This is a genomic window from Sinorhizobium sp. M4_45 (assembly GCF_002885915.1).
Taxonomy (GTDB): Bacteria; Pseudomonadota; Alphaproteobacteria; order Rhizobiales; family Rhizobiaceae; genus Sinorhizobium; species Sinorhizobium meliloti_A.
In genome coordinates this window covers 320612-347107 of sequence record NZ_NWVE01000003.1, presented here as the reverse complement: position 1 = coordinate 347107, position 26496 = coordinate 320612, and the positions used below count along the sequence as shown (strand labels likewise).

Below are 26496 nucleotides of genomic sequence, written 5' to 3'. Positions count from 1 at the left end.
AGGCACCGGACAAGCAGGCACCGGAAACGGATGGGCCTTCTGATGCGGCTTTCGAGAAAGACGATCGACCGCCTGCCGCCCACCGTCAAAAGGCCCGATTACGACCTCGGTCCAGTTACCGTCGGCATCGTACACCTCGGCATCGGTGCCTTTCATCGCGCGCACCAGGCGGCGTACACCGATGCGCTGCTCTCCGAGAATCCGTCCTGGGGCATCTGCGGCGTCTCGCTGCGCAGCCCGGAAACGCGCGACGCGCTTCAACCGCAGGACGGGCTCTACACCCTCGCCGTCCAGGACGGCGAAGGCTCCGATCTCAGCGTGATCGGCAGTGTCGTCGAGCTCCTTTGCGCGCCGGAGGACCCGGAAGCCGTTCTTCGCCGCATGGCAGACCCCGCCACGCGCATCGTGTCGCTGACGATCACCGAGAAGGGCTATTGCCACAATCCGGCAACCGGCACGCTCGACGAAGGCCACCCGGACATCGTTCACGATCTCGCAAACCCCGCGCGGCCGCGATCGGCAATCGGCTTCATCGTCGAGGCGATTTCGCGTCGCGTCAGCGCCGGTATCGCCCCCTTCACGCTGCTCTCCTGCGACAATCTTCCGGGGAACGGCCATGTGTTGAAGCGTATCGTCACGCAGTTCGCGGAACTGCGCGATCCGGCCCTCGCCGCCGTCATCCGCAACGTCGCGTCGCCTTCGACCATGGTGGACCGCATCGTTCCGGCCACCACCGACGGCGACCGGAGTGCGGTCGCAGCGGCAATGGGGCTCGAAGATGCCTGGCCGATCATGACCGAACCCTTCCGGCAATGGGTGATCGAGGAGGATTTCCCGCTCGGCCGCCCGGCATGGGAAAAGGCGGGAGCGCTCTTCGTCCAAGACGTCTCCGCCTTCGAGTTCATGAAGCTCCGGCTTCTGAACGGAAGCCATTCCACACTTGCCTATCTCGGCTATCTCGCCGGTGCCGAGACGGTGGCGGATGCCATGTCCCTTCCGGGCATGGAAGCTTTGGTCGAAGGGTTGATGCGCCACGAGGTGAGCCCCACCCTTCCCGAACTGCCCGGCTTCGACCTTCCGGCCTATCGGGCCGAACTCCTTCAGCGCTTTCGCAATCCGGCGCTTCGCCACCGCACCTGGCAGATCGCCATGGATGGCTCGCAGAAGCTGCCGCAGCGCCTCCTCGGCTCGATCAGGGACCGGCTGCACGCCGAGGCCGGCTATGACCGGCTCGCGCTCGGGGTCGCCGCCTGGATGCGTTATGCGCGCGGCCTGGACGAGGCGGGGCGTCCCATCGACGTTCGCGATCCGCATGCTGCCCGGATTGCCGGGCTTGCGCAGGGAATTGATGAGCCGGATCGCATCGTCGATGCCTTTCTGACGATGACGGACGTCTTCGGCACGGACCTTCCGGCGAGCGCTCCGTTTCGCGCCGCGCTGATCAAGGCGCTGGATGGACTCCTCCGGAACGGGTCGGCGGCAACGCTTCGAAGCTACGGGGCTTAGAGCGGGACGAGGCAAAAAAGTGTGTCCGGTTTCCACCCGCGTCCCGCGTCTCAACTTCTTGGAACCGATCACGGTCCTGTTTGGTCGACCCGACTTAAAACATCGTGATCTAAGGACGGGCGAAGGAAGGCCATGTTCGATCTCAGCGGCAGGACGGCTCTGGTTACCGGCGGCGGACGCGGCCTCGGGCTGGAGATGGCGAAGGCACTTGCCAGGGCCGGCGCCTGGACGGTGATCAACGGCCGCAACGGCCAAGGCCTTGAAGAGGCGCGTAAGCGGCTCCAAGGCGACGGTATCGAGATCGGGATTGCGGCCGGCGACATAACCCGCGATGCGCCGGCGATCATCGCCGCCACGGTCGAAAAGACTGGCGGACTCGACATTCTCATCCACGCGGTGGGCGAACGCGACCGCCGCGGGACGGAAGCGATGGAACCGCACGAATTTGCGGCTCTGTTGAACACCGACCTGACCGCGGCCTACGCCATGGCAAAGACCGCCCTTCCCTATCTCAGGCGCTCCGCGGCCGGTCGGCTGATCTTCGTGACCTCGATCGCCGCCTTCGCGGCGCGGGCCGGCGATCCCGCCTATACGGCGGCGAAGGGCGGGCTCGCCGCACTGACGCGCTCGCTCGCGGTCGAACTCGGCGCCGACAATCTCACCGTCAACGCGATCGCGCCCGGCTGGTTTGCAACCGAGACCAATGCGCATCTCGCAGCCGATCCGGCGCTCAAAGCCTTCGTCGACGTCCGCATTCCGCTGAAGCGCTGGGGGCGGCCGGAAGAGATCGCCCCCGCCGCCGTCTTCCTCGCCTCGCCGGCCGCGAGCTTCGTCAACGGAATCACGCTCACCGTCGACGGCGGAATGACCGTGCAGATGTGAGGATTGGTGGATGCCGGCAGGCCAGAGGGGGCAAGCTACCCCTCCTTCGCCTCCTCGTTCCCCCTGAGCAGATGGATCAGCGCCGAGAAATCCTCTGCCCCGTGACCGAGCTTCTCGAAAAGGCTGTAAAGCTGTGTCGCCTGTGCCCCCATCGGCGTCGCCGCACCGCTGGCGCTGGCCGCCTGCTGCGAGAGTTTCAGATCCTTGAGCATGAGGCTCGCGGCGAAACCGGGCTTGTAGCCACCATTGGCAGGCGAAGTAGGAACCGGGCCGGGCACCGGGCAATAGGTCGTCAGCGACCAGCACTGGCCCGACGAGGTAGAGGCCACGTCGAAGAGCGCCTGATGCGAGAGGCCGAGCCGTTCGGCGAGCACGAAGGCCTCGCAGACCGCCGCCATGGAAACGCCGAGGATCATATTGTTGCAGATCTTCGCCGCCTGGCCGGCGCCGGCGTCGCCGCAATGGACGATCTTCTTGCCCATGGCTTCGAGCAGGTGCTTGCCGCGCGAGAAGGCGCCCTCGCTCCCTCCGACCATGAAGGTCAGCGTAGCGGCCGCCGCCCCCGCCGTGCCGCCGGAAACAGGCGCGTCGAGCGAAGGGCAGCCAGCCCTTTCGGCAAGGCCGTGAACCTTGCGCGCGCTTTCGACGTCGATCGTCGAGCTGTCGATTAGAAGCGTGCCGGGATCGACGAAGCCGAGCAGTTCGTCCCACACATAAAGGACATGCGCGCTCGCCGGCAACATGGTGATGACGCATTCCATCTCACGCACGGCCTGCGCGATCGAGCCGGCGACCGAGACGCCCGTCTTGGCGGCGGCATTGCGCGAGGCTTCCGAAAGGTCGAAGCCGGCGACCGCGTGGCCCGCCTTCACCAGATTGGCGGCCATAGGTCCGCCCATGTTGCCAAGCCCGATAAAGGCGATCTTCGTCATCTTGCCTCTCCTCCTCAACTGAAACTGTCGCGAACTGCCCGCGCCTTACGCCTTCCCGGCGAAGAGCGGCGCGCCGTCATTCCTCCCGAAGCGGGCGAGCATCTGGGGGGTAGCTTCCGAAAGCCCGACCGACCATTTCGGATTCCTGTCCTTGTCGATCACCGCGGCCCTGACGCCCTCGTAGAAATCCGGGTTGGAAAGCATGGCGAGGGTGGCGGCATATTCCCGCTCGAGGCATTCGTTGAGCGTTGCGCTGGCGCGCCCTGCCCTTAGGAGCGACAGCGTCAGTTTGAGGCTGATCGCCGATCGGGTCTTCAGGAGTTCGAGCGTCTCGCGCGCGAAATCCGACCCGTCCTTCTCCAGTGCCGCGAGGATCTCCTCCACGGCATCGAAGGCGAAGCAGCGGTCGATGACGGACAGATGGTCGAGCAGGGCCGATGCCGGGGGTTCGCTCGAAACGGCGCGGATCGCCGCCGAAACGTCATCGGCCGTGGCCGAGGTGGAGAGCGAGGCGATGAGCTCGCCTATCCTCTCGGAGGGAACGAAACGGTCGGCGAGCCGCGCATGGATGACCGCCGCCGCACCGATATCGCGGCCCGTCAGCCCGAGATAGGTACCGAACTCGCCGGGCGCGCGCGGCAGGAGCCAGGTCGCGCCGACATCGGTGAAATAGCCGATCCCCGTTTCCGGCATCGCGAAGCGCGTCCTCTCGGTCACGATCCGATGGCTGCCATGGGAGGAAACGCCGACGCCGCCGCCCATCACGATCCCGTCCATGATCGCGATATAGGGCTTGGAATAGGCTGAAATTCGGCTGTTGACGATGAACTCCTCGCGCCAGAACTGCGCGCCTTCCTCAGGCCGTTCGCGGCCGCTCTCGTAGATCATCCGGATGTCGCCGCCGGCGCAGAGGCCCCGTTCGCCCTCGCCCGTGACAAGCACTGCGGCAATCTCCGGGTCGCGCTCGAACTCGGTCAGCGCCGCAGCGATCGCGCGGATCATCGTGCGATTGAGGCTGTTCAGTGCGCGCGGACGGTTGAGCCGCAGCCTGCCGATCGCGCCCTGGCGCTCGACAATGACCTCCGGAAGCGTGGTCTGCATCTCCATCGAAAATCCTTCCTAGTTCCGTCCCATGATCGCACGCGACACGATCAGCCGCATGATCTCGTTCGTACCTTCGAGTATCTGGTGCACCCTCAGGTCGCGGACAATCTTCTCGACGCCGTAGTCGGCGAGATAGCCGTAGCCGCCATGCAATTGCAGTGCGTCATTGGCGACAGCAAAGCAGCGATCTGTGACAAAACGTTTGGCCATCGCGCAGAGCTTCGGCGCCTCCGGGTCCGCCGCATCGAGGGCGCAGGCCGCCCGCCAGAGGAAGGTCCGAGCGATTTCCAGATCCGTCGCCATATCGGCGAGGCGGAACTGCAGCGCCTGGAATTCGCCGATCGCCTTCCCGAAGGCACGGCGCTCCTGGACATAGGCGAGCGCCTTGTCGAAAGCGGATTGCGCGCCGCCGAGCGAGGCGGCGGCGATGTTGAGCCTGCCCCCGTCGAGACCGGCCATGGCGATCCTGAAGCCCTCGCCCTCGGCACCCAAGCGGTTCTCGACGGGAACGCGAACATTGTCGAGCATCACCGCCCGCGTGGGCTGGGCATGCCAGCCCATCTTCTTCTCATTGGCGCCGAAGGTGAGCCCAGGAGCGTCCTTCTCGACGACAAAGGCGGAGATCCCCTTCGGCCCTTCCTCGCCCGTGCGTGCCATGACGATATAAAGGCCGGACTCGCCGGCACCGGAAATGAACTGTTTCTGGCCGGTAAGCAGATAGACGTCACCCTCGGGCACCGCCTTTGTCTTGAGCGCGGCCGCGTCCGAGCCGGAGCCGGGCTCCGTCAGGCAATAGCTCGCCAGGACGTCCATCGTGAGAAGCGGCGGAAGCAGGCGCCGGCGCTGCGCGTCCGTGCCGTAGCGATCGATCATGCCGGCGCACATATTGTGGATCGAAACGAAGGAGGCGATCGCGGGGCAGCCGGTCGCGAGCGCCTCGATGATCATTGCCGCGTCGAGACGGGTAAGTCCCGTTCCGCCGACGTCGTCGCGGACATAGATGCCGGCCATTCCGAGCGCGGCCGCCGCGCGCAAAGTCTCCACCGGAAAATGCTTCTGCTGGTCCCACTCGATTGCGTGGGCCGCGATCTCGTCCCGGGCAAAATCGAGCGCCATCGTGCGGATGGCCTGCTGTTCCTCGGAAAGGCGAAAATCCATATGCATGTCCTCCCTGACCCGCATATCGCTGCTGCAATGCTTAGTTACAGCAAAACCCGCACAGGCACAGACGCAAATGCACACAGTATCTGTTCAGAAACGAACAGGACGCTGGGCGCGGCTCTACGTCTCGCTAAGACGATACGGCAGAGCGCCGCGCATGTCATGATCGACGATGAGCTTGCGCTTCAGCGGCGGCACGGCGCGGCTCGCACATCTGGTGCGCTCGCAGATGCGGCAGGAAATGCCGATCGGATCGTAGGCGGCGCGGTTCCCGAGATCCATGTCGTCGGCATAAACGAAGGCATCGGCGTAGGAGATTTCGCAGCCCAGCGCCAAGGCATAGCGGGGATGCGCGGCCCGGTAACCGCCGCCGCCCTTGGTGATCTGGGTCGCGAGACAGAGGTAGCGCACGCCGTCCGGCGTCTCCGCAAGCTGGCGGATGATGCGGCCCGGTGTCTCGAAGGCCTGATGCACGTTCCAGAGCGGGCAGGCTGCGCCGAAGCGGGCGAATTGCAGCTTGGCGGCACTGTGCCGCTTGGTGATGTTGCCGGCCCGGTCGATCCGCGCGAAGAAGATCGGAATACCCTTCTGCCCCGGCCGCTGCAGCGTCGAAAGCCGGTGGCAGACCTGCTCCAGCGAGGCACCGAAACGGGCAGCAAGAAGCTCGACATCGTGGCGCAGGTCGCGTGCGGCTTTCGAGAACGGCTGGTAGGGGAGGATCAAGGCGCCCGCAAAATAGTTCTGCAGACCGATGCGGCAGATCTCATAGGCTTCCTCCGTTCGGAAGCCGGCGCTTCCCGCCACCCGGTCGATCTCCTCGCGGGCGTGCATCTGTGCGATCTGCAATGCGAGCTGGAAGTCGCGTGTCGCCGCCGGCGCGTAAGGATTGAGCGTGAGTAGGCGGGCGCGGGGATCGAAACGGCGGATCGCCTCGTCGCCCGCTGCCCCGCGCACGACACGTATCCCGTGGCGCGCCTCCAGATAGGCGGCGAGGGCCGCATGGTTGTCGCCATCGCCGAGGCCGAGCTCGCCCGCAAGCGTCTCGGCGAGCGTATCGATTTCATGAATATAGTTGTCGACGAAATGGAAGAAGTCGCGCACCTCTTCATAGGGCGTCGTCTCCACCAGGGACGCACCACGACCGATCGTGTCGTCGATGCTGGCGAGCTGCTCGCTGTTGCGCCGATAGGCCTGATGACAGGAGATCAGCGCATGGGCGAGCCCCGGCACATTCTGGGCGACGAGCTTCAGCTCCTGCAGGCTCGGCGAATAGGTTTCGAAGAGCGGATCGTTCAAAGCTTCCGACAGTGCCGAGAGCAATCGGTCGCTCTCGCCCGAGGAAAGTTCGGCGATGTCGATCTGGAACTTCTCCGCCAGTGCGAGCAGCACCGCCGCGGACACGGGACGCTGATTGTTCTCGATCTGATTGAGATAGCTCGTCGAAATTCCGATGCGCTCGGCGAACTGCCCCTGCGTCAGTCGCTTGCCATCCCTGAGATCCCTGACCTTGCGGCCGATATAGAGCTTCCCGATCGCCATCCTTGCACTCGTATTCGCAACTTTGCAGTTTGCGCTTCGCATTTTTATATGTTCCACATTTGCACATCATCGGCGGTTTTTCCATCAGGCCTTCGGCGCTATTGCGAAGGCAGGCAAGCCTCTGCACAATCAGCAAAAATGGAGGAGAGCGATGCGCGCCGTACTTGAACAGGTGGAAGCCCGCCGGGCCGAAGCGAGGGCGGGCGGCGGTGAACGCCGGGTCGCCGCGCAGCACGGCAAGGGCAAGCTGACGGCACGCGAGCGCATCGACGTGCTTCTCGACGAGGGCTCCTTCGAAGAATACGACATGTATGTGACGCATCGCAGCGTCGATTTCGGCATGGCTGGCCAGAAGATCCCCGGCGACGGCGTCGTCACCGGCTGGGGCACCATCAACGGCCGCCAGGTCTATGTCTTCAGCCAGGACTTTACGGTCCTCGGCGGCTCCCTCTCCGAGACCCATGCCCAAAAGATCTGCAAGATCATGGACATGGCCGCGCGCAACGGTGCGCCGGTGATCGGCCTCAACGATTCCGGCGGCGCGCGCATCCAGGAGGGCGTGGCGTCGCTCGCCGGCTATGCCGAGGTCTTCCGCCGCAATGCGGAGGTGTCGGGCGTCATTCCGCAGATCTCGGTGATCATGGGCCCCTGCGCCGGTGGTGCGGTCTACTCGCCGGCGATGACCGACTTCATCTTCATGGTGCGCGACAGTTCCTACATGTTCGTGACCGGTCCCGACGTCGTGAAGACGGTCACCAATGAGATCGTCACCGCGGAAGAGCTCGGCGGCGCCCGCACGCACACGACGAAATCCTCCGTCGCCGACGGCGCCTATGAAAACGATGTCGAGGCGCTAGAGCACGTCCGCCTGCTCTTCGATTTCCTTCCGCTGAACAACCGCGAGAAGCCGCCGGTGCGGCCGTTCCATGACGACCCCTCGCGCATCGAAATGCGGCTCGACAGCCTGATCCCGGACAGTGCCGCCAAGCCATACGACATGAAGGAATTGATCCTCGCCATTGCCGACGAGGGCGATTTCTTTGAACTCCAGGCAAGCTTCGCCCGCAACATCATCACCGGGTTCATCCGCATCGAAGGCCAGACCGTCGGCGTCGTCGCCAACCAGCCGATGGTTCTCGCCGGCTGCCTCGACATCGACTCCTCGCGCAAGGCGGCGCGTTTCGTCCGCTTCTGCGACGCCTTCTCGATCCCGATTCTGACGCTCGTCGACGTGCCCGGCTTCCTGCCCGGCACCGCCCAGGAATATGCCGGCGTCATCAAGCACGGCGCCAAGCTGCTCTTCGCCTATAGCCAGGCGACGGTCCCCATGGTGACGCTGATCACGCGCAAGGCCTATGGCGGCGCCTATGACGTCATGGCATCCAAACACATCGGCGCCGACGTGAACTACGCCTGGCCGACGGCCGAGATCGCCGTGATGGGCGCCAAGGGCGCGACCGAGATCCTCTACCGTTCCGACCTCGGCGATCCCGAGAAGATCGCAGCCCGGACGAAGGAATACGAAGAGCGCTTCGCCAACCCCTTCGTCGCCGCCGAGAGAGGCTTCATCGACGAGGTGATCATGCCGCACTCCTCCCGCCGCCGCATCGCCCGCGCCTTCGCCTCCTTGCGCAACAAGCAGGTCGAGACCCGCTGGCGCAAGCACGACACCATCCCGCTTTGACGGGAGAACCCGATGGGAAACATGTTCAAGAAGATCCTCATCGCCAATCGTGGTGAAATCGCCTGCCGCGTCATCCGCACCGCGAAGAAGCTCGGCATAGCGACAGCTGCCGTCTATTCGGATGCCGACCGCGACGCAATGCATGTACGCATGGCGGATGAGGCCGTCCATATCGGCCCCTCCCCCTCCAGCCAGTCCTACATCGTCATCGAGAATATCCTCGCGGCGATCCGCAGGACCGGGGCCGATGCCGTTCATCCCGGCTACGGCTTCCTCTCCGAAAACGCCGCCTTCGCCGAGGCTCTGGAGAAGGAAGGCGTGACCTTCATCGGTCCGCCGGTTGGGGCGATCGAGGCGATGGGCGACAAGATCACCTCGAAGAAGCTCGCCGCGGAAGCGGGCGTCTCCACCGTTCCCGGCCATATGGGGCTGATCGAGGATGCGGACGAGGCCGCGCGCATCGCCGCTGAGATCGGCTTTCCGGTGATGATCAAGGCTTCCGCCGGCGGCGGCGGCAAGGGCATGCGGATCGCCTGGAACGAGCGCGAGGCACGAGAGGGCTTCCAGTCGTCGAAGAACGAGGCGAAAAGCTCCTTCGGCGACGACCGCATCTTCATCGAGAAATTCGTGACCGAGCCCCGCCACATCGAGATCCAGGTGCTCGGCGACAAACATGGCAATATCGTCTATCTCGGTGAGCGCGAATGCTCGATCCAGCGGCGGAACCAGAAGGTCATCGAGGAGGCGCCCTCGCCCTTCCTCGACGAGAAGACACGCCGCGCCATGGGCGAGCAGGCGGTCGCGCTGGCAAAGGCCGTCGGCTATCACTCGGCCGGCACGGTAGAGTTCATCGTGGACGCCGGCCGCAACTTCTACTTTCTCGAGATGAACACCCGGCTGCAGGTCGAGCATCCTGTGACGGAACTCGTTACCGGCCTCGATCTGGTCGAGCAGATGATCCGCGTCGCGGCCGGCGAGAAGTTGGCTTTCACCCAGAAAGACGTGAAGCTCGACGGCTGGGCAATTGAAAGCCGGCTCTATGCGGAAGACCCCTATCGCAACTTCCTCCCATCGATCGGCCGGCTGACGCGCTATCGTCCGCCGGAGGAAGGCGTGCAGGCCGACGGTACCGTCATCCGCAACGACACCGGCGTCTGCGAGGGCGGCGAGATCTCGATGTATTACGATCCGATGATCGCCAAGCTCTGCACCTGGGGACCGGACCGGCCGACGGCCGTGCATGCGATGGCGGATGCACTCGACGCGTACGAAGTCGAAGGGATCGGCCATAACCTGCCCTTCCTCTCGGCCGTGGTGCAGCAGGACCGTTTCCGCGAGGGACGGCTGACCACCGCCTATATCGCCGAGGAATTCAAGGACGGGTTTCAAGGGGTGGCGCCGGACGAGACTTCGGCACGCAAGCTCGCCGCCGTCGCGGCTACGGTCAACCAGACGCTCCAGGAGCGCGCCAGCCGGATTTCCGGCACCATCGGCAACCACCGCCGGATCGTCGGCCATGAATGGGTGGCGAGCCTCGACGGGCACGACATTCAGATCACATGCGAGGCATCCGCCGACGGCACCTATGTCCGCTTTGCCGACGGGACATCCATTTCCGTCGCAACCGACTGGGCGCCCGGCCGCACCCGCGCCGCTTTCAATATCGACAATCAGCCCATGAGCGTGAAGGTCGAGCTCGCCGGCTCGGGCATAAGGTTGCGTTGGCAAGGGATCGACGTCGTCGCAAGGGTAAGAAGCCCTCGCGTTGCCGAGCTCGCCCGCCTGATGCCGAAGAAGCTTCCGCCCGACACGTCCAAGATGCTGCTCTGCCCGATGCCCGGGGTGGTGACCTCGATCAGCGTCAAGCCCGGCGACACGGTCGAGGCCGGACAGGCGATTGCCGTCGTCGAGGCGATGAAGATGGAGAATATTCTGCGGGCGGAAAAGCGTGCGATCGTGAAGCGTGTGGCGATAGAAGCCGGCGCGAGCCTCGCGGTGGACGAGTTGATCATGGAGTTCGAGTGATGGTGCAGCGTTGAGGATGCGCTGAGATGCCGCCGTAAGGAGCGGCAGCTTTGCCCTCACCCTAGCACTCTCCCCGCACGCGGGGAGAGGGACTTAAGACTGCGCCGCGAGTCTCCTTCGCCCCGCCTGCGGGGAGAAGGTGCCGGCAGGCGGATGAGGGGCTTGCGGTTTCATCGGTACCGACGAGGGCCAAGCCCCGGCCAAAGCTATTCGGAGTGAAACAATGACCGACAAGACCATCAAGGACTGGGAAGCCCTTGCCGAAAAAGAACTCAAGGCCTCCCCCGAAAGCCTCGTCTGGCACACGCCCGAGGGCATCGACGTCAAGCCGCTCTATACGAACGACGACATCTCCGGCATCGGTCATCTGAACGCGCTCCCCGGCTTCGAACCCTTTGCGCGCGGTCCGCGGGCCACCATGTATGCCGGCCGGCCCTGGACGATCCGGCAATATGCCGGCTTCTCGACGGCCGAGGCGTCCAACGCCTTCTATCGCAGGAACCTCGCCGCCGGCCAGCAGGGCGTCTCTGTCGCCTTCGATCTCGCCACGCACCGAGGCTATGACAGCGACCACCCGCGCGTCGAGGGCGATGTCGGCAAGGCCGGGGTCGCGATCGACTCGGTGGAGGACATGAAGATCCTGTTCGACGGCATCCCGCTCGACAGGATTTCCGTGTCCATGACCATGAACGGTGCGGTGATCCCGATCCTCGCCTCCTTCATCGTTGCCGGCGAGGAACAGGGCGTCAGCCGCGACAAGCTCTCCGGCACCATTCAGAACGACATCCTCAAGGAGTTCATGGTCCGCAACACCTACATCTATCCGCCGGAACCCTCGATGCGGATCGTCGCCGACATCATCGAATATACGGCGAAGGAGATGCCGAAGTTCAATTCGATCTCGATCTCCGGCTATCACATGCAGGAGGCCGGCGCGACGCTCGTGCAGGAACTCGCCTTCACCCTTGCCGACGGGCGCGAATATGTGCGCGCAGCACTCGCCAAGGGGCTCAACGTCGACGACTTCGCCGGCCGGCTCTCCTTCTTCTTCGCAATCGGCATGAACTTCTTCATGGAGGCGGCGAAGCTGCGCGCGGCACGGCTCCTCTGGACGCGGATCATGAAGGAGTTCAAGCCCGAGAAGGCATCCTCCCTGATGCTGCGGACCCATTGCCAGACGTCGGGCGTGTCGCTTCAGGAACAGGACCCCTATAACAACATCGTCCGCACCGCCTTCGAGGCGATGTCGGCCGTGCTCGGCGGCACGCAATCGCTTCACACCAATTCCTTCGACGAGGCGATGGCGCTTCCGACGGATTTCTCCGCCCGCATCGCCCGCAACACGCAATTGATCCTGCAGCACGAGACCGGCGTGACGAAGGTCGTCGACCCGCTTGCCGGCTCCTATTACGTCGAGAGCCTGACGAACGAGCTTGCCGAAAAGGCCTGGGCCCTGATCGAGGAAGTGGAGGCGCTGGGCGGCATGACGAAGGCCGTCAATACCGGCCTGCCGAAGCGGCTGATCGAAGAGGCCGCGACCCGACGGCAAGCCGCCGTAGACCGCGGCGAGGAGGTAATCGTCGGCGTCAACCGGTACCGGCTCGAGAACGAGCAGCCGATCGACATCCTCCAGATCGACAATGCCGCAGTTCGGGCGGCTCAGATCAAGCGGATCGAGGAGACGAGGCGCCGGCGGGACTCACGGAAGATGAAGGAAGCGCTGGACGCGCTGGCCGACGTGGCGCGCAGCGGCAAGGGCAATCTGCTCGCCGCCGCCGTCGAGGCCGCCCGGGCCCGCGCCACCGTCGGCGAAATCACCGATGCCATGCGGGAGGCTTTCGGCGATTACACCGCCATTCCGGAAGTCGTCACCGACATCTACGGCAAGGCTTATGAAGGAGATCCGGAACTCGGCGTACTCGCCGGGCGGCTCGGGGAAGCGACGAAACGGCTCGGCCACAAGCCGAAGATCATGGTAGCCAAGCTCGGCCAGGACGGACACGACCGCGGCGCCAAGGTGATCGCATCCGCCTTCGGCGATATCGGCTTCGACGTCGTCGCAGGCCCCTTGTTCCAGACGCCGGAAGAAGCCGCCGATCTGGCGCTCGCCGAAGAGGTCACCGTTATCGGCGTTTCATCGCTTGCCGCCGGCCACAGGACGCTGATGCCGCAGCTCGCAGAGGCACTGAAGAAGCGCGGCGGCGAGGACATTATCGTCGTCTGCGGCGGTGTCATTCCCCGGCAGGACTATGATTATCTGATGGAGAACGGCGTCGCCGCCGTCTTCGGACCCGGCACCCAGGTGCTCGACGCCGCGCGCGCCGTGCTGGATCTGATCGAAGGCAGGCGGCGAAACGTGTAGTCCCCGGCGTCCGGCCGAGTTCAGGTCTCGATCCGGAGCTTCATCCGGTCGGCGGCAAAGCGCGTTCGCGAATATTCGACCGGGCGGCCTCCGAGATCCGCATTGACCGATTGCGTCTCCATGACGATCGCCCCCGGCGAGAGTTTCAGAAGCGAGAGTTCCTCTGCGTCCGCGTGCCGCGCGACGATCTCCGTCGAGACCCGGACGTAGTCGTCGAGTCCATGCACGGCAAAGGCCTTGGTGACCGAGCCGAGCCGCGCATACTCCTCCGCCATCCTCGCAAAGCGCTCGGCGGGGTAGTAGCTGACCGCCGTCGAAAGCGGCCGCCCGTCGCCGCTGCTGACGGTGCTGAGCTCGATCAGAGGGGTGCCCGGGGGAACGCCGAGCGCAGCGGCGATTTCGCCGCTTGCCGACACTTGGCGATGTCCCCGGAGCTCGGTTCCGATTTCCTTCACCTGGCGGCCGAGACCTTGGGAGAAGCGAGTGCGCCGCGAGATCGGATAGCTCACACGATCCTTGCGCTCGATCATCGTGCCGCGCCCCTGCACCGCCCGCACCAGACCTTCTTCCGCGAGTGCTGCCAGCGCGCTGCGGACGGTGTGGCGATTGACGCCGAATTCCGCTGCAAGGGCCGTCTCCGGCGGCACCATGCCGGTCGCGTCATAGTCGCCGTTGCTGATCGCGAGCCGTATTCTGTCGGCAATCTGCCGCCACAGCGCCACGCCCATCTGCCGTTCGACGACCTTCGCCACCATCTTCTTCGCCCCACTTCTTTGCCGCCAGCTTCTTGGCAAATGTCACAAGCCTGTCATTTGCGAAGGCTATGGAAAGGTATAAGATGTATAGTTGTCTAGATCAATAGACATTTTGGAGTGAGATGATGGACGCAGCGAAGATAAGTGATGAAGCCGTCGCTCAGCGCCGGGAAGGCATGCGGCTTCTGGCGCGCGCGACGCTCGGCGAACTTTCCATGGCCTGGGACGCGATCGACGACAAGCCGGAGGTCGCGCCGGTGCGCGGTCCGGAAACCGGGCTCGTCATGGTGCGCGGCAAGATCGGCGGCGGCGGCGATCCTTTCAACCTCGGCGAGGCCACCGTTTCACGCGCCACCGTGCGGCTTTCGACCGGAGAGATCGGCCATGGCCAGCTGCTCGGCACCGACAAGGCACGCGCCCGCTTTGCCGCGATCTTCGACGCGCTTTTTCAGAGCGCTGCGCATCGCGCAAGCGTCGAGGCGCTGCACGAGCAGGTGGCCGCTCGTCTTGAAGCGGAAGACCGTCGCAAGGCCGAGGAAACGGCTGCGACCCGCGTCGACTTCTTCACCATGGTCCGCGGAGAGGATTGATGACTGCCCAATCGCAAATCTATAGCGGCGCCTTCGCCGATCCTGTCTTCGAGGCGCAGTCCGTGTTCCGCAGCCTGATGGACTGCTTCGCCCGCCCGGGCACCGTCGGCCGGCTTTCCACTGCAGCAGCCCCGCCGGCGCCACTCGGAGAGGCAAGCGGAGCCGTCGCGCTCACGCTCTGCGACCACGACACGCCGGTCTGGCTATCGCCGGCGCTCTCCAAATCCTCGGCGCCGAAGTGGATCGCGTTTCACACCGGCGCGGGCGTCACCGAGACGAAGGACGAGGCCCGCTTTGCCTTCTTCGAGAAGGGCGCGGCTGTGCCGGGCTTCGACCAGTTCGCCCTCGGCACGCAGGAATATCCCGACCGTTCCACCACGCTCGTCGTCGAGGTGGAAGCGCTCGAGGGCGGGCGGCCGCTGATCGGCCGGGGACCGGGAATCAAGAGCGGGATCGTCATCGCACCGAAGGGCCTGCCCGACGTGTTCCTCGACCTCTGGGCCGCCAACCGGGCGATCTTTCCGCGCGGCATCGATCTCGTCCTGACGGCGCGCGAGGCAGTGCTTTGCCTGCCGCGCACCACCAAACTCGAGCGGGAGTAAGCGCATGTATGTAGCTGTCAAGGGCGGAGAAGCCGCCATTGCCAATGCTCACCGGCTGCTGGCCGATCGCCGGCGCGGCGACCGGGCGCTGCCCGCGATCACCATAGAACAGGTCGTCGAGCAGCTCGGGCTCGCGGTCGACCGCGTAATGGCCGAGGCCTCGCTTTACGACCGTGCGCTTGCGGCCCTTGCCGTGCGCCAGGCGCGCGGCGACATGATCGAGGCGATCTTCATCCTGCGCGCCTACCGCACGACCCTTCCGCGCTTCGGCTGTTCCGAACCGGTCGACACCGCGAAAATGAAGGTCGAGCGGCGCGTCTCGGCAACCTACAAGGATCTCCCCGGCGGCCAGCTGCTCGGCCCCACCTTCGACTATACGCACCGGCTTCTCGACCCGTCGCTCATCGGCGAAGAGCCGGTCGATGAGCCGGCGCTCAAGGAGCCGGGCGAACCTGTCATGCGCGTCTCCGACATTCTCGACGGCGAAGGTCTGATCGAGGGCGACGGCCGGATGCCGGAAGGTCACGTGGCGGGCGACCTCACGCGCGAGCCGATGGAATTTCCGATGGCACGCGATCTCCGCCTGCAGGCGCTTGCCCGTGGCGACGAAGGATTCCTGCTGGCGCTCGCCTACTCCACGCAGCGCGGCTATGGCCGCACGCATCCCTTCGTCGGCGAGGTCAGGATCGGCGAGGTCGAGGTCGAACTGGAACTGCCGGAGCTGGGCTTTGCCGTTTCACTTGGGGTCATCCGCGTTACCGAATGCCAGATGGTCAACCAGTTCAAGGGCTCGGCCAAGCAGCCGCCGCAATTCACCCGCGGCTACGGACTCGTCTTCGGCCAGAGCGAGCGCAAGGCGATGTCGATGTCGCTGGTCGATCGGGCCCTCCGGACCGACGAATTCGACGAGGACATCGTCGCCCCCGCCCAGGATCAGGAATTCGTCATCTCGCATGCCGACAACGTCCAGGCGACCGGCTTCGTCGAACATCTGAAGCTGCCGCATTACGTCGACTTCCAGGCCGAGCTCGACCTGGTCAGGCGCATGCGCCGGGAACACGACGCCGCCCAGGCCGGCGGCAGGGACGGCATGAAGGAGGCCGCCGAATGAACGACCTCGCAACTTACAACTTCGCCTATCTGGACGAGCAGACGAAGCGGATGATCCGCCGCGCGATCCTGAAGGCGATCGCCATCCCGGGCTATCAGGTGCCCTTCGCCTCCCGCGAAATGCCGATGCCCTATGGCTGGGGCACCGGCGGCGTGCAGGTGACCGCCTCCATCCTCGGACCCGACGACGTGCTTAAGGTGATCGATCAGGGCGCCGACGACACGACGAACGCCGTTTCGATCCGCGCCTTCTTCCAGAAGGTCGCCGATGTCGCCGTCACCACGAGGACGACCGAGGCGACGATCATCCAGACGCGGCACCGCATTCCCGAGGAGCAACTGAGAGAGGGGCAGACGCTCGTCTACCAGGTGCCCATTCCGGAACCGCTGCGCTTCCTCGAACCGCGCGAAACCGAGACGCGCAAGATGCATGCGCTCGAGGAATACGGGCTCATGCATGTGAAGCTCTACGAGGACATCGCCCGCAACGGCCATATCGCCACGACCTACGCCTACCCTGTGAAGGTCGAGGGCCGTTATGTGATGGACCCCTCGCCGACGCCGAAATTCGACAATCCGAAGATGCATATGTCGGAGGCCCTCCAACTCTTCGGCGCCGGCCGGGAGAAGCGCATCTATGCGGTGCCACCCTATACCGAAGTCGTCAGCCTCGATTTCGAGGATCACCCCTTCGAGGTTCAGAAATTCGACAAGCCCTGCGCCCTTTGCGGCGCCGAGAACGTCTATCTCGACGAGGTCGTTCTCGACGACAAGGGCGGGCGCATGTTCGTCTGCTCCGACACCGACCATTGCGAGGATCGCCGGGCGCACGGCCATGCCGGTGCCATGCTCGCCCCCGCCGCGAAAGAAAGCCAGGAGGCTGCAGTATGAGCGCCGTGCCGCTTCTGAAAGTCAGTGACGTTTCGAAATTTTATGGAAGTCGCATCGGCTGCCGCAACGTCTCCTTCGAGCTCTATCCGGGCGAGGTGCTCGCCATCGTCGGCGAATCCGGCTCGGGGAAGACCACGCTGCTCTCCTGCCTCTCGACCCGGCTGATGCCGACATCCGGCGTCGTCGAATATCACATGCGCGACGGCCAGTACCGGGATCTTGCGCGCATGAGCGAGGCCGAGCGTCGCTTTCTGATGCGCACCGACTGGGGCTTCGTGCATCAGAACCCGGCGGACGGGCTGAGGATGACGGTGTCGGCCGGTGCCAATGTCGGCGAGCGCTTGATGGCGGTCGGCGACCGGCACTACGGAAATATCCGCGCGGCGGCAGGCGACTGGCTGAGGCGCGTGGAAATCGAAGAGGACCGGATCGACGATCAGCCGCGCGCCTTCTCCGGCGGCATGCGCCAGCGCCTGCAGATCGCCCGCAATCTGGTCACCTCGCCCCGCCTCGTCTTTATGGACGAGCCGACCGGCGGCCTCGACGTCTCGGTGCAGGCACGCCTGCTCGATCTGGTTCGCGGCCTCGTCCACGACCTCGGCCTTGCGGCGGTGATCGTGACCCACGACCTCGCCGTGGCGCGCCTCCTTTCGCACCGGATGATGGTGATGAAGGACGGCGCCGTCATCGAACAGGGTCTGACCGACCGGGTGCTCGACGATCCGCGCGAGCCCTACACGCAGCTCCTCGTTTCCTCGATTCTTCAGGTGTGACGCATTGACAATGCGCAACGGAAAGTAAAGACCATGCCAACTCCCCTCGTTGTCTCGGAAGTCGCGAAAAGCTTCACCATGCACCTTCGCGACGGCGTGCGCCTGCCGGTGGTCGCGAATGTCTCCTTCTCGGTGAAGGCCGGCGAATGCGTCGTGCTCGGCGGCCCCTCCGGCGTCGGCAAGAGCTCGATCCTCAAGATGCTCTACGGAAATTACGGCGTCGACGAAGGCCAGATCCTGGTGGAACATGACGGCCGCCTGGTGAACCTCGCGACGGCCGAGCCGCGCACCGTGCTCGAGGTACGCCGCACGACGCTCGGCTATGTTAGCCAGTTTCTGCGTGTCGTGCCGCGCGTCTCCGCCCTCGACATCGTCGCCGAGCCCCTGCAGGCGCGCGGGGTGACGGCGGCCGAAGCGCGGGAGCGTGCGGCCGAACTGCTTTCGAGGCTCAACCTGCCGAGGGAACTCTGGGCCCTGCCGCCGGCCACCTTCTCCGGCGGCGAACAGCAGCGGGTCAATATCGCCCGCGGCTTCATCACCGACCATCAGATCCTGCTCCTCGACGAACCGACGGCCTCGCTCGATGCGAAGAACCGCGCAGTGGTGGTGGAAATGATCGCAGGGAAGAAGGCCGCCGGCACGGCGCTGATCGGTATCTTTCATGACGAGGAGGTACGCGAGGCGGTCGCCGACCGCATCATCGACGTATCGGAATTCTCTCCGAGGAAATACGCAGCATGAGCCAGAAACTCGGCCTCGAACCCGCCATCCATCCGACAGCGAGCGTCGTGAATTCGACGCTCGGCCGTTACACCGAAATCCGGGAACGCTCGCGCCTCGACGAGGTGGAGTTCGGTGATTATTCCTACATCATGCAGGACGGCTCGATCTGGTGCGCGACGGTCGGCAAATTCGTCAACATCGCCGCAGCCGTGCGCATCAACGCCACCAACCATCCCACCTGGCGGGCGACGCTGCATCACTTCACCTATCGCGCACCGATGTATTGGGACGATGCGGAGCCCGACCACGATCTCTTCGCCTGGCGCCGGCAGAACCGGGTGACGATCGGCCATGACGTCTGGATCGGCCATGGCGCGACGATCCTGCCCGGCGTGAGTGTCGGCAATGGAGCCGTGATCGGCGCCGGCGCCGTCGTCTCCAAGGACGTCGCACCGTACACGATCGTCGGCGGGGTACCTGCGAGACTGATCCGGGATCGCTTCACGGCCCGGGTCGGCGAAGCCATGGATCAGCTCGCCTGGTGGGATTGGGACCACACCAAGCTACGCCATGCGCTGGACGATTTCCGGGAACTGACGGCGGAGGAGTTTCTTGTGCGGTATAGCTAGGCGCCGCGCGTATGATGCCCTCATCCCGCTGCCGCGATCTTCTCCCCGTTTCGACGGGGAGAAGGTACAACCCCGGGAGAGGGGTAAATCCGCCGCCGCAAGCGTATCAGGCGGCCGCAGCTTCCCTCAAAAACGCACCCGCGACCCGAGCCACCAGCGCCAGCGAAACCGCACCCGCATCCGGGTGGCCGATGCTCTTTTCGGCCAGCGGCCGGGCGCGGCCGAGCTTCGGGGTCAGCGCGGAGGTCGCATCGGCGGCCTCTTGAGCGGCCTTGGCCGCCGCGTTCCAGGCTTCCACAAGCGGCCTGCCGGCGGCGGATTCCCTTTCCAGCGTCTCCACGAAAGGCACCAGCGCGTCGACCAGCGTCTTGTCGCCCACGCGCGCGCGGCCGAGACGCGTGACCCCGTCGAGTGCGAGGCGGGAGCCCTTCGCGATCGCCGCGTCGCTCACCTTATCCTCATCACTGAAGGCGTTGCTCCAGGAGCGCAGGGCCAGGCCCCAGATCGCGCCCGAGGTGCCGCCGGCGCGGTCCGCCCAGGCGTCGCCCGCGGCAGCAAGCACGCTTGCGGCCCCTGCCCCAGCCGCGACCGCCGCCTTTGCTGCGTCGAATGCGGCGGCCGAACCGCGGCGCATCCCCTGGCCGTGATCGCCGTCGCCGGCAAAGGCGTCGATGCGGCCGAGTTCCTCCTCCGCGTCCTTCAGCGCCTCGGCAATGTTACCGATCAGCCGGGCTATGCATTTGCCGCTTTCCTTCGAGGCTTCCGCTGCGGGGCCGAAAGACTGCGGGCCGTCGGCGTCTACGATCTCGTCGGTCGCGGGTTCGGCGGCAATGATCACACCCTTTCGCAGCACCGGCGCATCCGTGGGCGCGCGCCAGAGCGCCTCCAACTCTTCGTCCAGCCAGAGAAGGGTGAGCGAGCAGCCCTGCATGTCGAGGCTGGTGACGAATTCGCCGCATTCGGGGTCGACGATTTCGAGGCCCGCATCGCTGAGCTGTCTGGCGATCGCCGTCCAAAGCACGAAAAGTTCTTCATACTTGGTCGAGCCGAGACCGTTCAGCACTGCCGCCACCTTCCTGGAGCCTGCGGGGCGCTCGGCAAGAAGCTTGCCGGTTAGAAGCTTCGCGAGATCGCTCGCCGTCGCGATCGTCTCTTCGCTGACGCCCGGTTCCCCGTGAATGCCGAGTCCGAGCGCCATCTGGCCCTTCGGCACGGTGAAAAGCGGACCGGTGGCGCCCGGAAGCGTGCAGCCGCCGAAAGCGACGCCGAAGGATACCGTCCGCTCATTGGCGTGACGCGCGAGCCGCTCGACCTCGTCGAGCGACTTGCCAGCTTCCGCTGCCGCGCCCGCGATCTTGAAGACGACGAGGTCGCCGGCAATCCCGCGGCGCTTGGCCGACGTCTCCGCGGGCGCACTCGCCACGTCATCGGTCACCGGCAGGATGCGCACGTCGATGCCTTCGGAGCGAAGCCGTTCGGCCGCAACCCCGAAATTCAGAACGTCGCCCGCATAGTTGCCGAAGCCGAGCAATACACCGCCGCCCTGGTCGGCATGGCGGCAGACGCGGGCTACCGCGGCCGTCGAGGGCGAGGCAAAGACATCGCCTGCGACCGCCGCGTCGGCGAGCCCCGGCCCGACATAGCCCGCAAAGGCCGGGTAATGTCCCGAGCCGCCGCCGACCACAACGGCGACCTTGCCCTTCGGCACCTTGGTCGAGCGCACGACGCCGCCCTTCACCAGGCGGACGTTGCGCTGATAGATCGCTGCGAAACCTGCGAGTGCGGTCGTGGCGAAATCTTCCGGAGCGTCAAAGATCGTGGTCATCGCTTCAATGTCCCCTTCAATGTCCTTCTTGTCGAGGCAGGATGCGCCTCAGATAGTCCCGATTGGCGGCGCTGACGGAAAGGCCGTCACCGCCGTAATGCTCGCAGAGGAAGGGACTGTCGAAGCCATTCGCCAGCGCCATGCGAATTGCCGCCCGATAGTTGATAAGGCCGAATTCGAGCGGGGCCGGATGGGTGACGATGACGCCGGATGTCGGATCTTCCGTGCGGTTGTAGTTCTTGACGTGCCAGTATTTGGCAAAAGGCGCAACCTTCGCCATCATTTCCTGCCAATGTTCCACGGGCCGGTGCAGGCGGATGAGATTGCCGAGATCCGCATTGATGCCGACATTAGCGAGGCCTACCTCCTGAACGAAGCGCACTGAACTGTCGGCCGTGCCCAGATAGGTATCCTCGTACATCTCCAGCGAGACTTCGATGCCGAGTTCTTCGGCATGGCGGCCGAGTTCGCGAACACGCGAAACCGCCAACTGCCAGGTTCCCGCATCGTCGGGGTTCTTCACGCCGTCAACCGTCCAGAACCAGAGGACTTTCTTCTGCGCCTCCGTCAGCGGACCGAAGAAGCCGAAGGACACGGAGCCGGCGCCTACGGCGGCAGCCGCCTCGACGACCCGGTGTCCGTAAGCAAGGTATTCCTCGCCATGTTCCGGGTCGATGAGGCTGCGACGCGAGGTCGAGATCGCCGGTATCGTGAGGCCGAGAGACCGTGTCAGGCCCACGAACTGATCCAGACGCTCCGCCGAAAGGTCCGCCAGCCGTATCCAGCTGTCGGTCGGATCCAGTTCGGTGAAGCCGGCATCCACCACGTCGGCTAGCGTCGCCGCCCACTCCTCGACCGGCTGGTCCTGCACCGAACGGCCGTCCGGCAAAAGGTTGGGATACTGGATCATCGCGGCCGCAATCGGCCAGTTGTCACGGTTCCATTTGCGCGGCGCCATGGCGGACTCCTCGGGATTTGAAGAAATTGGATCTGGGGGTACGGGACGAGGCGGCCGGTCAGGCCGCCGCGTTGCCGTCGCCGCTCGAAGCGGCAACCTCGTTCTTGCGCCTGCGCAATGTGCCGATCAGCCAGAAGAAGAGCGGGGAGAGAAGCAGCGCAAGGGCAACGGCCATCAGGGCAGAGACAAGGCCGTTCGACCAGAAGATGTTGAGGCTGCCGCCCGACATCAGCATGGACTGACGGAAGGCGTCTTCCGCCTTGTCGCCGAGCACCATGGCGAGAACCAGCGGCGCCAGCGGATAGTCCAGCTTCTTGAAGATATAACCCAGGAGACCGAAGCCGATCACCATGAAGATGTCCGAGACGGAGTTCGCGACCTGGTAGGCCCCCGAGAAGATGACCGCGACGATGATCGGTCCGATGATCGAGAACGGCACGCGCAGGATCGAGGCGTAAAGCGGCACCGTCGCGATCACGAGGAAGACGGCGACGACATTGCCGAGATACATGGAGGCGATCAGACCCCAGACGAAGTCGGGACGATCGGTGAAGAGCATCGGGCCGGGCGTCAGGCCCCAGATCATCAACCCGCCCATCATCACCGCGGCGGTGGCGGACCCCGGGACGCCGAGCGCCAGCATCGGCAGCAGGGCCGATGTGCCGGCGGAATGGTCGGCCGTCTCGGGCGCGACGATGCCACGCGGATCACCCTTGCCGAACATCGATTTGTCGCGCGCCGAGCGCCGGGCAACGCCATAGCTCATGAAGGAGGCGGCGGTCGGGCCGGCCGGCGTGATCCCCATCCAGATGCCGATGATCGTCGAGCGGGCGATCGTCAGCCAGTAACGCGGGATCTCGATCAGCGTCCTGCCGATCTCGGAGAGACGCACCCGCGCCTTGATGCCTTCGAAGCGCAGCCCCTCTTCCGTCGTCAGCAGCAGTTCGCCGATGCCGAAGAGTCCCATGACGGCAATCAGGAAGCTCACGCCCTTGATCAGTTCGGGAATGTCGAAGGTGAGCCTCAGATTGCCCGAGATCGTATCCATGCCGATCGAGGCGAGCGCGAAGCCGAGCATCATCGAGACGAGCGTCTTGAAGGGCGACTGCGCGCCCATGGAGATGAAGCTCGCAAAGGCGAGGAAATAGACGGCGAAATATTCGGGCGAGGAGAATTTGAGTGCAAAGTTCGCCACCCAGCCCGAAAGCAGCGTGATCATGACGACGCCGGCAAGGGCGCCGAGGCCGGCCGAAACGAAGGCAAGCGTGAGCGCCCGGCTCGCATGACCGGCTTTCGCCATGGGATAGCCGTCGAACGTCGTGGCGACCGAGGAGGGCTCGCCCGGAATGTTGAAGAGGATCGACGTCGTCGAGCCGCCGAAAAGCGCGCCCCAATACATGCAGGACAAGAGGATGATCGCCGAGATCGGGTCCATGGAGAAGGTAAGCGGCAGAAGCAGCGACACGCCGTTCGGCGCACCGAGGCCCGGCAGCACGCCGACGAGGATGCCGAGCGTCACGCCGACGATCATCAGCAGGATGTGGTTCCAGCTGAGGATGTGGCCGAAGCCATCGATCAGAAGACCGATATTTTCCATGTCATTCCTCCCGCAAGCACTGCACCCTTGCGGGTCAGTAAATTCCGAACCAGGCTTCGACCGGTCCCTTCAGCAACGGAACCTGGAAGCCGATTTCGAAAACGATGAAAAAGAAGATCGAGACGCCGAGTCCTGCGGGGATCGCGATCCACCATTTGTAACGCCCCTGGAAGAGCATGGTCGCGGCGATGTAGAGCGCCGTTCCGACATAGAGTCCCAGCCAGGCGGAAACGGCAGCGAAGGCCGCAATCGGCAGCAGGAAAGAGGCGACCACCCTGGCGCGGGCGCCGTCGAGGAAGATCTCGCCTGTACCGCGATGCTTGAAGAATGCATGCGCGATATTGGCGAGGCTGCCGAGAACGATGAGCAGACCGATATAGAAGGGGAAATAGCCCGCATCCGGCCCCATGTCGGTCCAGCCCGCACCGATGTCGAGAGAGCCGTAGCAGACAGCGATGCCGAAGGCACCCGTCAGCGCGGCGACGCCGACTTCCACCGCAAAGCGGCTGATCCCATTCGCACTGTTCTCACTCATGATCGTGACCTTTCCAAGCGGAGAATGGGCGTCCTGAGAGGCCGAGGATGGATGCGGTTCTGCCCGCATCCTCTCCCCCCGGCCCAGGCGCCCATCGACCGGTCCTTAGTTGGCGAGCCAGCCTTCGCGCTTCAGCACTTCGCCGATCGTCGCGCCATCCTTTTCGATGACGGCTTTGAGTTCGTCGCCGGTCATATAGCCGGGAGACTGCGAGCTGTCGGCGAGATACTTCGCCCATTCCGGCGTCTCGGAGACCTTGCGCAGGACATCCGCATAGAACTGGACGACCTCAGGCTCGACTCCGGCCGGCAGCCAGACGGTGCGCGGCATCGAGTAGTTCTCGATCGGAATGCCGGCTTCCTTGCAGGTCGGGATATCGCTCCAGGCCTTGTCGCCGGCGACCTTGGCGTCGCTCGTGAACTTCGCGCTCTTGAAGACGCAGAGTGGCTTGATCATGCCGGCCTGCCATTGACCGAGGTTCTCGCTCGGATTGTTGACATTTGCGTCGAGGTGCTCGCCGGCAAGCTGAACGGCCGCCTCGCCGCCGCTCTTGAAGGGGATGTAGTTGATCTTGGCGCCGGTTGCGTCGTTGATCATCGAAGTCAGGATCTGGTCGGCATCCTTGGACTGGCTGCCGCCGATCTTCAGGCCGCCTTCCTTCGCCTTGGCCACGAAATCGGCAGCCGTCGCGTAGTCCGCCTTGCCATTGACCCAAAGCACGAACTCGTCGGACGCGAGCGAGGCCACCGGCGTCAGGTCCTCGGACGTATAGGGCACCTTGGCGCGGACCGGCAGCAGATAGGCATTGTTGGTACCGAAGGCGAGCTTGTAGGGATCACCCTTGTAGCCAGCCGTGTAGACGAAGCCTTCCGCGCCGCCGGCGCTGCCCTTGTTGGTGACGACGACCGGTGCCTTCATCAGCTCGTACTTGCCGATGATCGCCTGGATGGTGCGCGCGAAGATATCGGTGCCGCCGCCGGGGCCGGCGGTGACGACGAATTCGACCGGACGGTTCGGCTCGAAGGCCGATGCCGGCGCGGCAAGGCCGAATGCGGCGGCCGCGATTACTGCGATGGAGACGGATTTTTTCATGCGTGGTCCTCCCTTTGAGCTGGATTGCGGCGCGAGACCTCCCCTCACGCCGGTATTCATCGAAAGCGTGCGAATTCAGGCAGCAGCCGAAAGCGCCCTCTTTTTCTTCGCCATGCGGGCCGCAAGCAGGATCGCCTCGCGTGTTGCGCCTATATCGGCGATCCCCTTGCCGGCGATGTCGTATGCGGTGCCGTGGGCGGGCGTACAGAGCGGGAACGGCAGTCCGCCCATCATCGTCACACCCTTGTCGAAGCCGATGATCTTCATGGCGATCTGACCCTGGTCATGATACATGGTCATCACCGCGTTGAAGCCTTCCTTCAGCGCCCGGAGGAAGACCGTATCGGCCGGGAACGGCCCCTCGACGTTGAAGCCGAGCGCCTTGGCCTTTGCGACCGCCGGCTCGATGATGTCGATCTCTTCCATGCCGAAGCTGCCGCCGTCGCCGGCATGCGGATTGAGTCCCGCAACCGCGATCTTCGCCTCATCGTAGCCGGCATCCTTGAGGCAGGCCTGCGTCAGTTTGAGTTCGGCAAGGATCGCCTCCACCGACAGATGGGAGGCCACGTCCTTGAGCGGGATATGCGACGTCACCCGCGCGTTCCACACCTTCTCGAGAACATTGAATTCACGAACTTTTCCGGTGAAGGAAAGCACATCGGCAACGAAGCGGATCTCGTCGTCATAGCCGGGATAGGCAAAGCGCATCGCCTTCTTGTTGAAGGGCGTGAAGCAGACGGCATCGGCCTTGCCCGCATGGGCGAGTTCGAGGGCGGTGCGGAAATTGCGCGTGGCGAAGGTGCCGCCGGCAAGCGTCGCCTCGCCGCGAACCACATCGGCCGGATCGAGATGGGCGAGATCCACGAAGACGTGGCGGATGGTGCCGGCGTCGTCGAGCGCATCGAGCGAAGCGGCTTCCAGATTCAGCGTGACGCCGGCCACCCGGGCGCCCTCGTCGAGGATGCGGCGATCGCCGATGGCGATGATGTGCGCCGCGTCGCGAATGTCGGAAAGGGCCAGAAGCTGCGCCGTCAGTTCCGGGCTGATTCCCGCGGGGTCGCCCATAGCCAGCGCAATCACAGGGCGCCGCTCCTTCGTTCCGTCCGCTCCTGATGTCGTCATTCGAGATGTCCTCCGCTTCAGCTTCGATGTCTCATACGTCATTCAAAATTCTGCATCAAGTCTTTTGTATTCTGTATGCAGCATTTTCTGTTGACGACA

General features: G+C 64.6%; 23 protein-coding genes. 12 read left to right on the top strand and 11 right to left on the bottom strand.

Translation table 11 applies throughout. The annotated features are described in order from the left end of the window. The first annotated feature begins 30 nt into the window (after positions 1-30). Both CN933_RS11860 and CN933_RS11855 read left to right on the top strand, forming a co-directional pair. On the top strand, positions 31-1506 hold the full coding sequence (locus CN933_RS11860; protein ID WP_018096182.1) for a mannitol dehydrogenase family protein: 1476 nt from the start codon (positions 31-33) through the stop codon (positions 1504-1506). A 132-nt stretch (positions 1507-1638) separates the two neighbouring features. Further along, positions 1639-2388: an SDR family oxidoreductase gene (locus CN933_RS11855; protein WP_018096181.1), complete on the top strand. Its 750-nt coding sequence runs from the start codon at positions 1639-1641 to the stop codon at positions 2386-2388. 35 nt (positions 2389-2423) lie between these two features. On the opposite strand, the gene mmsB is transcribed toward CN933_RS11855, so the two are convergent. The 4 genes from mmsB to CN933_RS11835 form a co-directional block, all read right to left on the bottom strand. Then, on the bottom strand, positions 2424-3320 hold the full coding sequence (gene mmsB / locus CN933_RS11850) for a 3-hydroxyisobutyrate dehydrogenase (RefSeq protein ID WP_018096180.1): 897 nt from the start codon (positions 3318-3320) through the stop codon (positions 2424-2426). 45 nt (positions 3321-3365) lie between these two features. After that, on the bottom strand, positions 3366-4427 hold the full coding sequence (locus tag CN933_RS11845) for an enoyl-CoA hydratase/isomerase family protein (protein ID WP_018096179.1): 1062 nt from the start codon (positions 4425-4427) through the stop codon (positions 3366-3368). A 12-nt stretch (positions 4428-4439) separates the two neighbouring features. Continuing rightward, complete coding sequence (locus CN933_RS11840; RefSeq protein ID WP_164866741.1) at positions 4440-5582, bottom strand: isobutyryl-CoA dehydrogenase; 1143 nt, start codon at positions 5580-5582, stop codon at positions 4440-4442. Positions 5583-5705: 123 nt separating this feature from the next. Then, a complete protein-coding gene (locus CN933_RS11835; protein WP_018096177.1) occupies positions 5706-7124 on the bottom strand; it encodes a helix-turn-helix domain-containing protein in 1419 nt (472 codons plus the stop codon). A 151-nt stretch (positions 7125-7275) separates the two neighbouring features. Here CN933_RS11835 and CN933_RS11830 point away from each other — a divergent pair, with 151 nt between their 5' ends. The 3 genes from CN933_RS11830 (at position 7276) to scpA (ending at position 13195) form a co-directional block, all read left to right on the top strand. Next, positions 7276-8808: an acyl-CoA carboxylase subunit beta gene (locus tag CN933_RS11830; RefSeq protein WP_018096176.1), complete on the top strand. Its 1533-nt coding sequence runs from the start codon at positions 7276-7278 to the stop codon at positions 8806-8808. Between the two features lie 12 nt (positions 8809-8820). Further along, entirely contained in the window at positions 8821-10833 is a 2013-nt protein-coding gene (locus tag CN933_RS11825; RefSeq protein ID WP_102761608.1) for an acetyl-CoA carboxylase biotin carboxylase subunit, read from the top strand. Positions 10834-11056: 223 nt separating this feature from the next. Next, positions 11057-13195: a methylmalonyl-CoA mutase gene (gene scpA, locus CN933_RS11820; RefSeq protein WP_102761607.1), complete on the top strand. Its 2139-nt coding sequence runs from the start codon at positions 11057-11059 to the stop codon at positions 13193-13195. A 20-nt stretch (positions 13196-13215) separates the two neighbouring features. Here the strand turns inward: scpA and phnF are convergent, their stop codons facing one another. After that, positions 13216-13950: a phosphonate metabolism transcriptional regulator PhnF gene (gene phnF, locus CN933_RS11815; protein ID WP_018096173.1), complete on the bottom strand. Its 735-nt coding sequence runs from the start codon at positions 13948-13950 to the stop codon at positions 13216-13218. A gap of 125 nt (positions 13951-14075) precedes the next feature. Here phnF and phnG point away from each other — a divergent pair, with 125 nt between their 5' ends. The 7 genes from phnG to CN933_RS11780 are packed head-to-tail and all read left to right on the top strand — an operon-like array spanning position 14076 to position 19268. After that, positions 14076-14540: a phosphonate C-P lyase system protein PhnG gene (gene phnG, locus CN933_RS11810; protein ID WP_164866742.1), complete on the top strand. Its 465-nt coding sequence runs from the start codon at positions 14076-14078 to the stop codon at positions 14538-14540. Next, complete coding sequence (phnH, locus tag CN933_RS11805; RefSeq protein WP_018096171.1) at positions 14540-15142, top strand: phosphonate C-P lyase system protein PhnH; 603 nt, start codon at positions 14540-14542, stop codon at positions 15140-15142. Before phnG ends, phnH begins: the two co-directional genes overlap by 1 nt. 4 nt (positions 15143-15146) lie before the next feature. Next, positions 15147-16253 carry a carbon-phosphorus lyase complex subunit gene (locus CN933_RS11800; RefSeq protein WP_018096170.1) on the top strand — a complete coding sequence of 369 codons (1107 nt, stop codon included), beginning with the start codon at positions 15147-15149 and terminating at the stop codon, positions 16251-16253. Further along, positions 16250-17143 carry an alpha-D-ribose 1-methylphosphonate 5-phosphate C-P-lyase PhnJ gene (locus CN933_RS11795; RefSeq protein WP_018096169.1) on the top strand — a complete coding sequence of 298 codons (894 nt, stop codon included), beginning with the start codon at positions 16250-16252 and terminating at the stop codon, positions 17141-17143. The genes CN933_RS11800 and CN933_RS11795 overlap by 4 nt, the downstream gene beginning before the upstream one ends. Beyond that, positions 17140-17916: a phosphonate C-P lyase system protein PhnK gene (gene phnK, locus CN933_RS11790; RefSeq protein ID WP_011969858.1), complete on the top strand. Its 777-nt coding sequence runs from the start codon at positions 17140-17142 to the stop codon at positions 17914-17916. The genes CN933_RS11795 and phnK overlap by 4 nt, the downstream gene beginning before the upstream one ends. 33 nt (positions 17917-17949) lie before the next feature. Next, the gene (gene phnL / locus CN933_RS11785) at positions 17950-18657 is read left to right on the top strand and encodes a phosphonate C-P lyase system protein PhnL (RefSeq protein ID WP_018096168.1); all 708 of its coding nucleotides are present in this window, start codon (positions 17950-17952) and stop codon (positions 18655-18657) included. After that, positions 18654-19268 (top strand): DapH/DapD/GlmU-related protein, encoded by a 615-nt coding sequence (locus CN933_RS11780; RefSeq protein ID WP_018096167.1) that lies wholly within the window; start codon positions 18654-18656, stop codon positions 19266-19268. The genes phnL and CN933_RS11780 overlap by 4 nt, the downstream gene beginning before the upstream one ends. A gap of 106 nt (positions 19269-19374) precedes the next feature. Here the strand turns inward: CN933_RS11780 and CN933_RS11775 are convergent, their stop codons facing one another. From CN933_RS11775 to CN933_RS11750, 6 genes are all read right to left on the bottom strand, one after another. After that, positions 19375-21093, bottom strand: coding sequence for a dihydroxyacetone kinase family protein (locus tag CN933_RS11775; RefSeq protein WP_102761605.1), 1719 nt, complete (start codon positions 21091-21093; stop codon positions 19375-19377). A 16-nt stretch (positions 21094-21109) separates the two neighbouring features. Beyond that, entirely contained in the window at positions 21110-22051 is a 942-nt protein-coding gene (locus tag CN933_RS11770) for a sugar phosphate isomerase/epimerase family protein (protein ID WP_018096165.1), read from the bottom strand. A 58-nt stretch (positions 22052-22109) separates the two neighbouring features. Beyond that, a complete protein-coding gene (locus tag CN933_RS11765) occupies positions 22110-23648 on the bottom strand; it encodes a tripartite tricarboxylate transporter permease (protein WP_018096164.1) in 1539 nt (512 codons plus the stop codon). Between the two features lie 34 nt (positions 23649-23682). After that, positions 23683-24183 carry a tripartite tricarboxylate transporter TctB family protein gene (locus CN933_RS11760; RefSeq protein WP_026168722.1) on the bottom strand — a complete coding sequence of 167 codons (501 nt, stop codon included), beginning with the start codon at positions 24181-24183 and terminating at the stop codon, positions 23683-23685. Between the two features lie 105 nt (positions 24184-24288). Then, on the bottom strand, positions 24289-25275 hold the full coding sequence (locus tag CN933_RS11755; protein ID WP_018096162.1) for a tripartite tricarboxylate transporter substrate binding protein: 987 nt from the start codon (positions 25273-25275) through the stop codon (positions 24289-24291). A gap of 75 nt (positions 25276-25350) precedes the next feature. Beyond that, a complete protein-coding gene (locus CN933_RS11750; protein ID WP_102761604.1) occupies positions 25351-26397 on the bottom strand; it encodes a 4-hydroxythreonine-4-phosphate dehydrogenase PdxA in 1047 nt (348 codons plus the stop codon). Positions 26398-26496 lie beyond the last annotated feature (99 nt).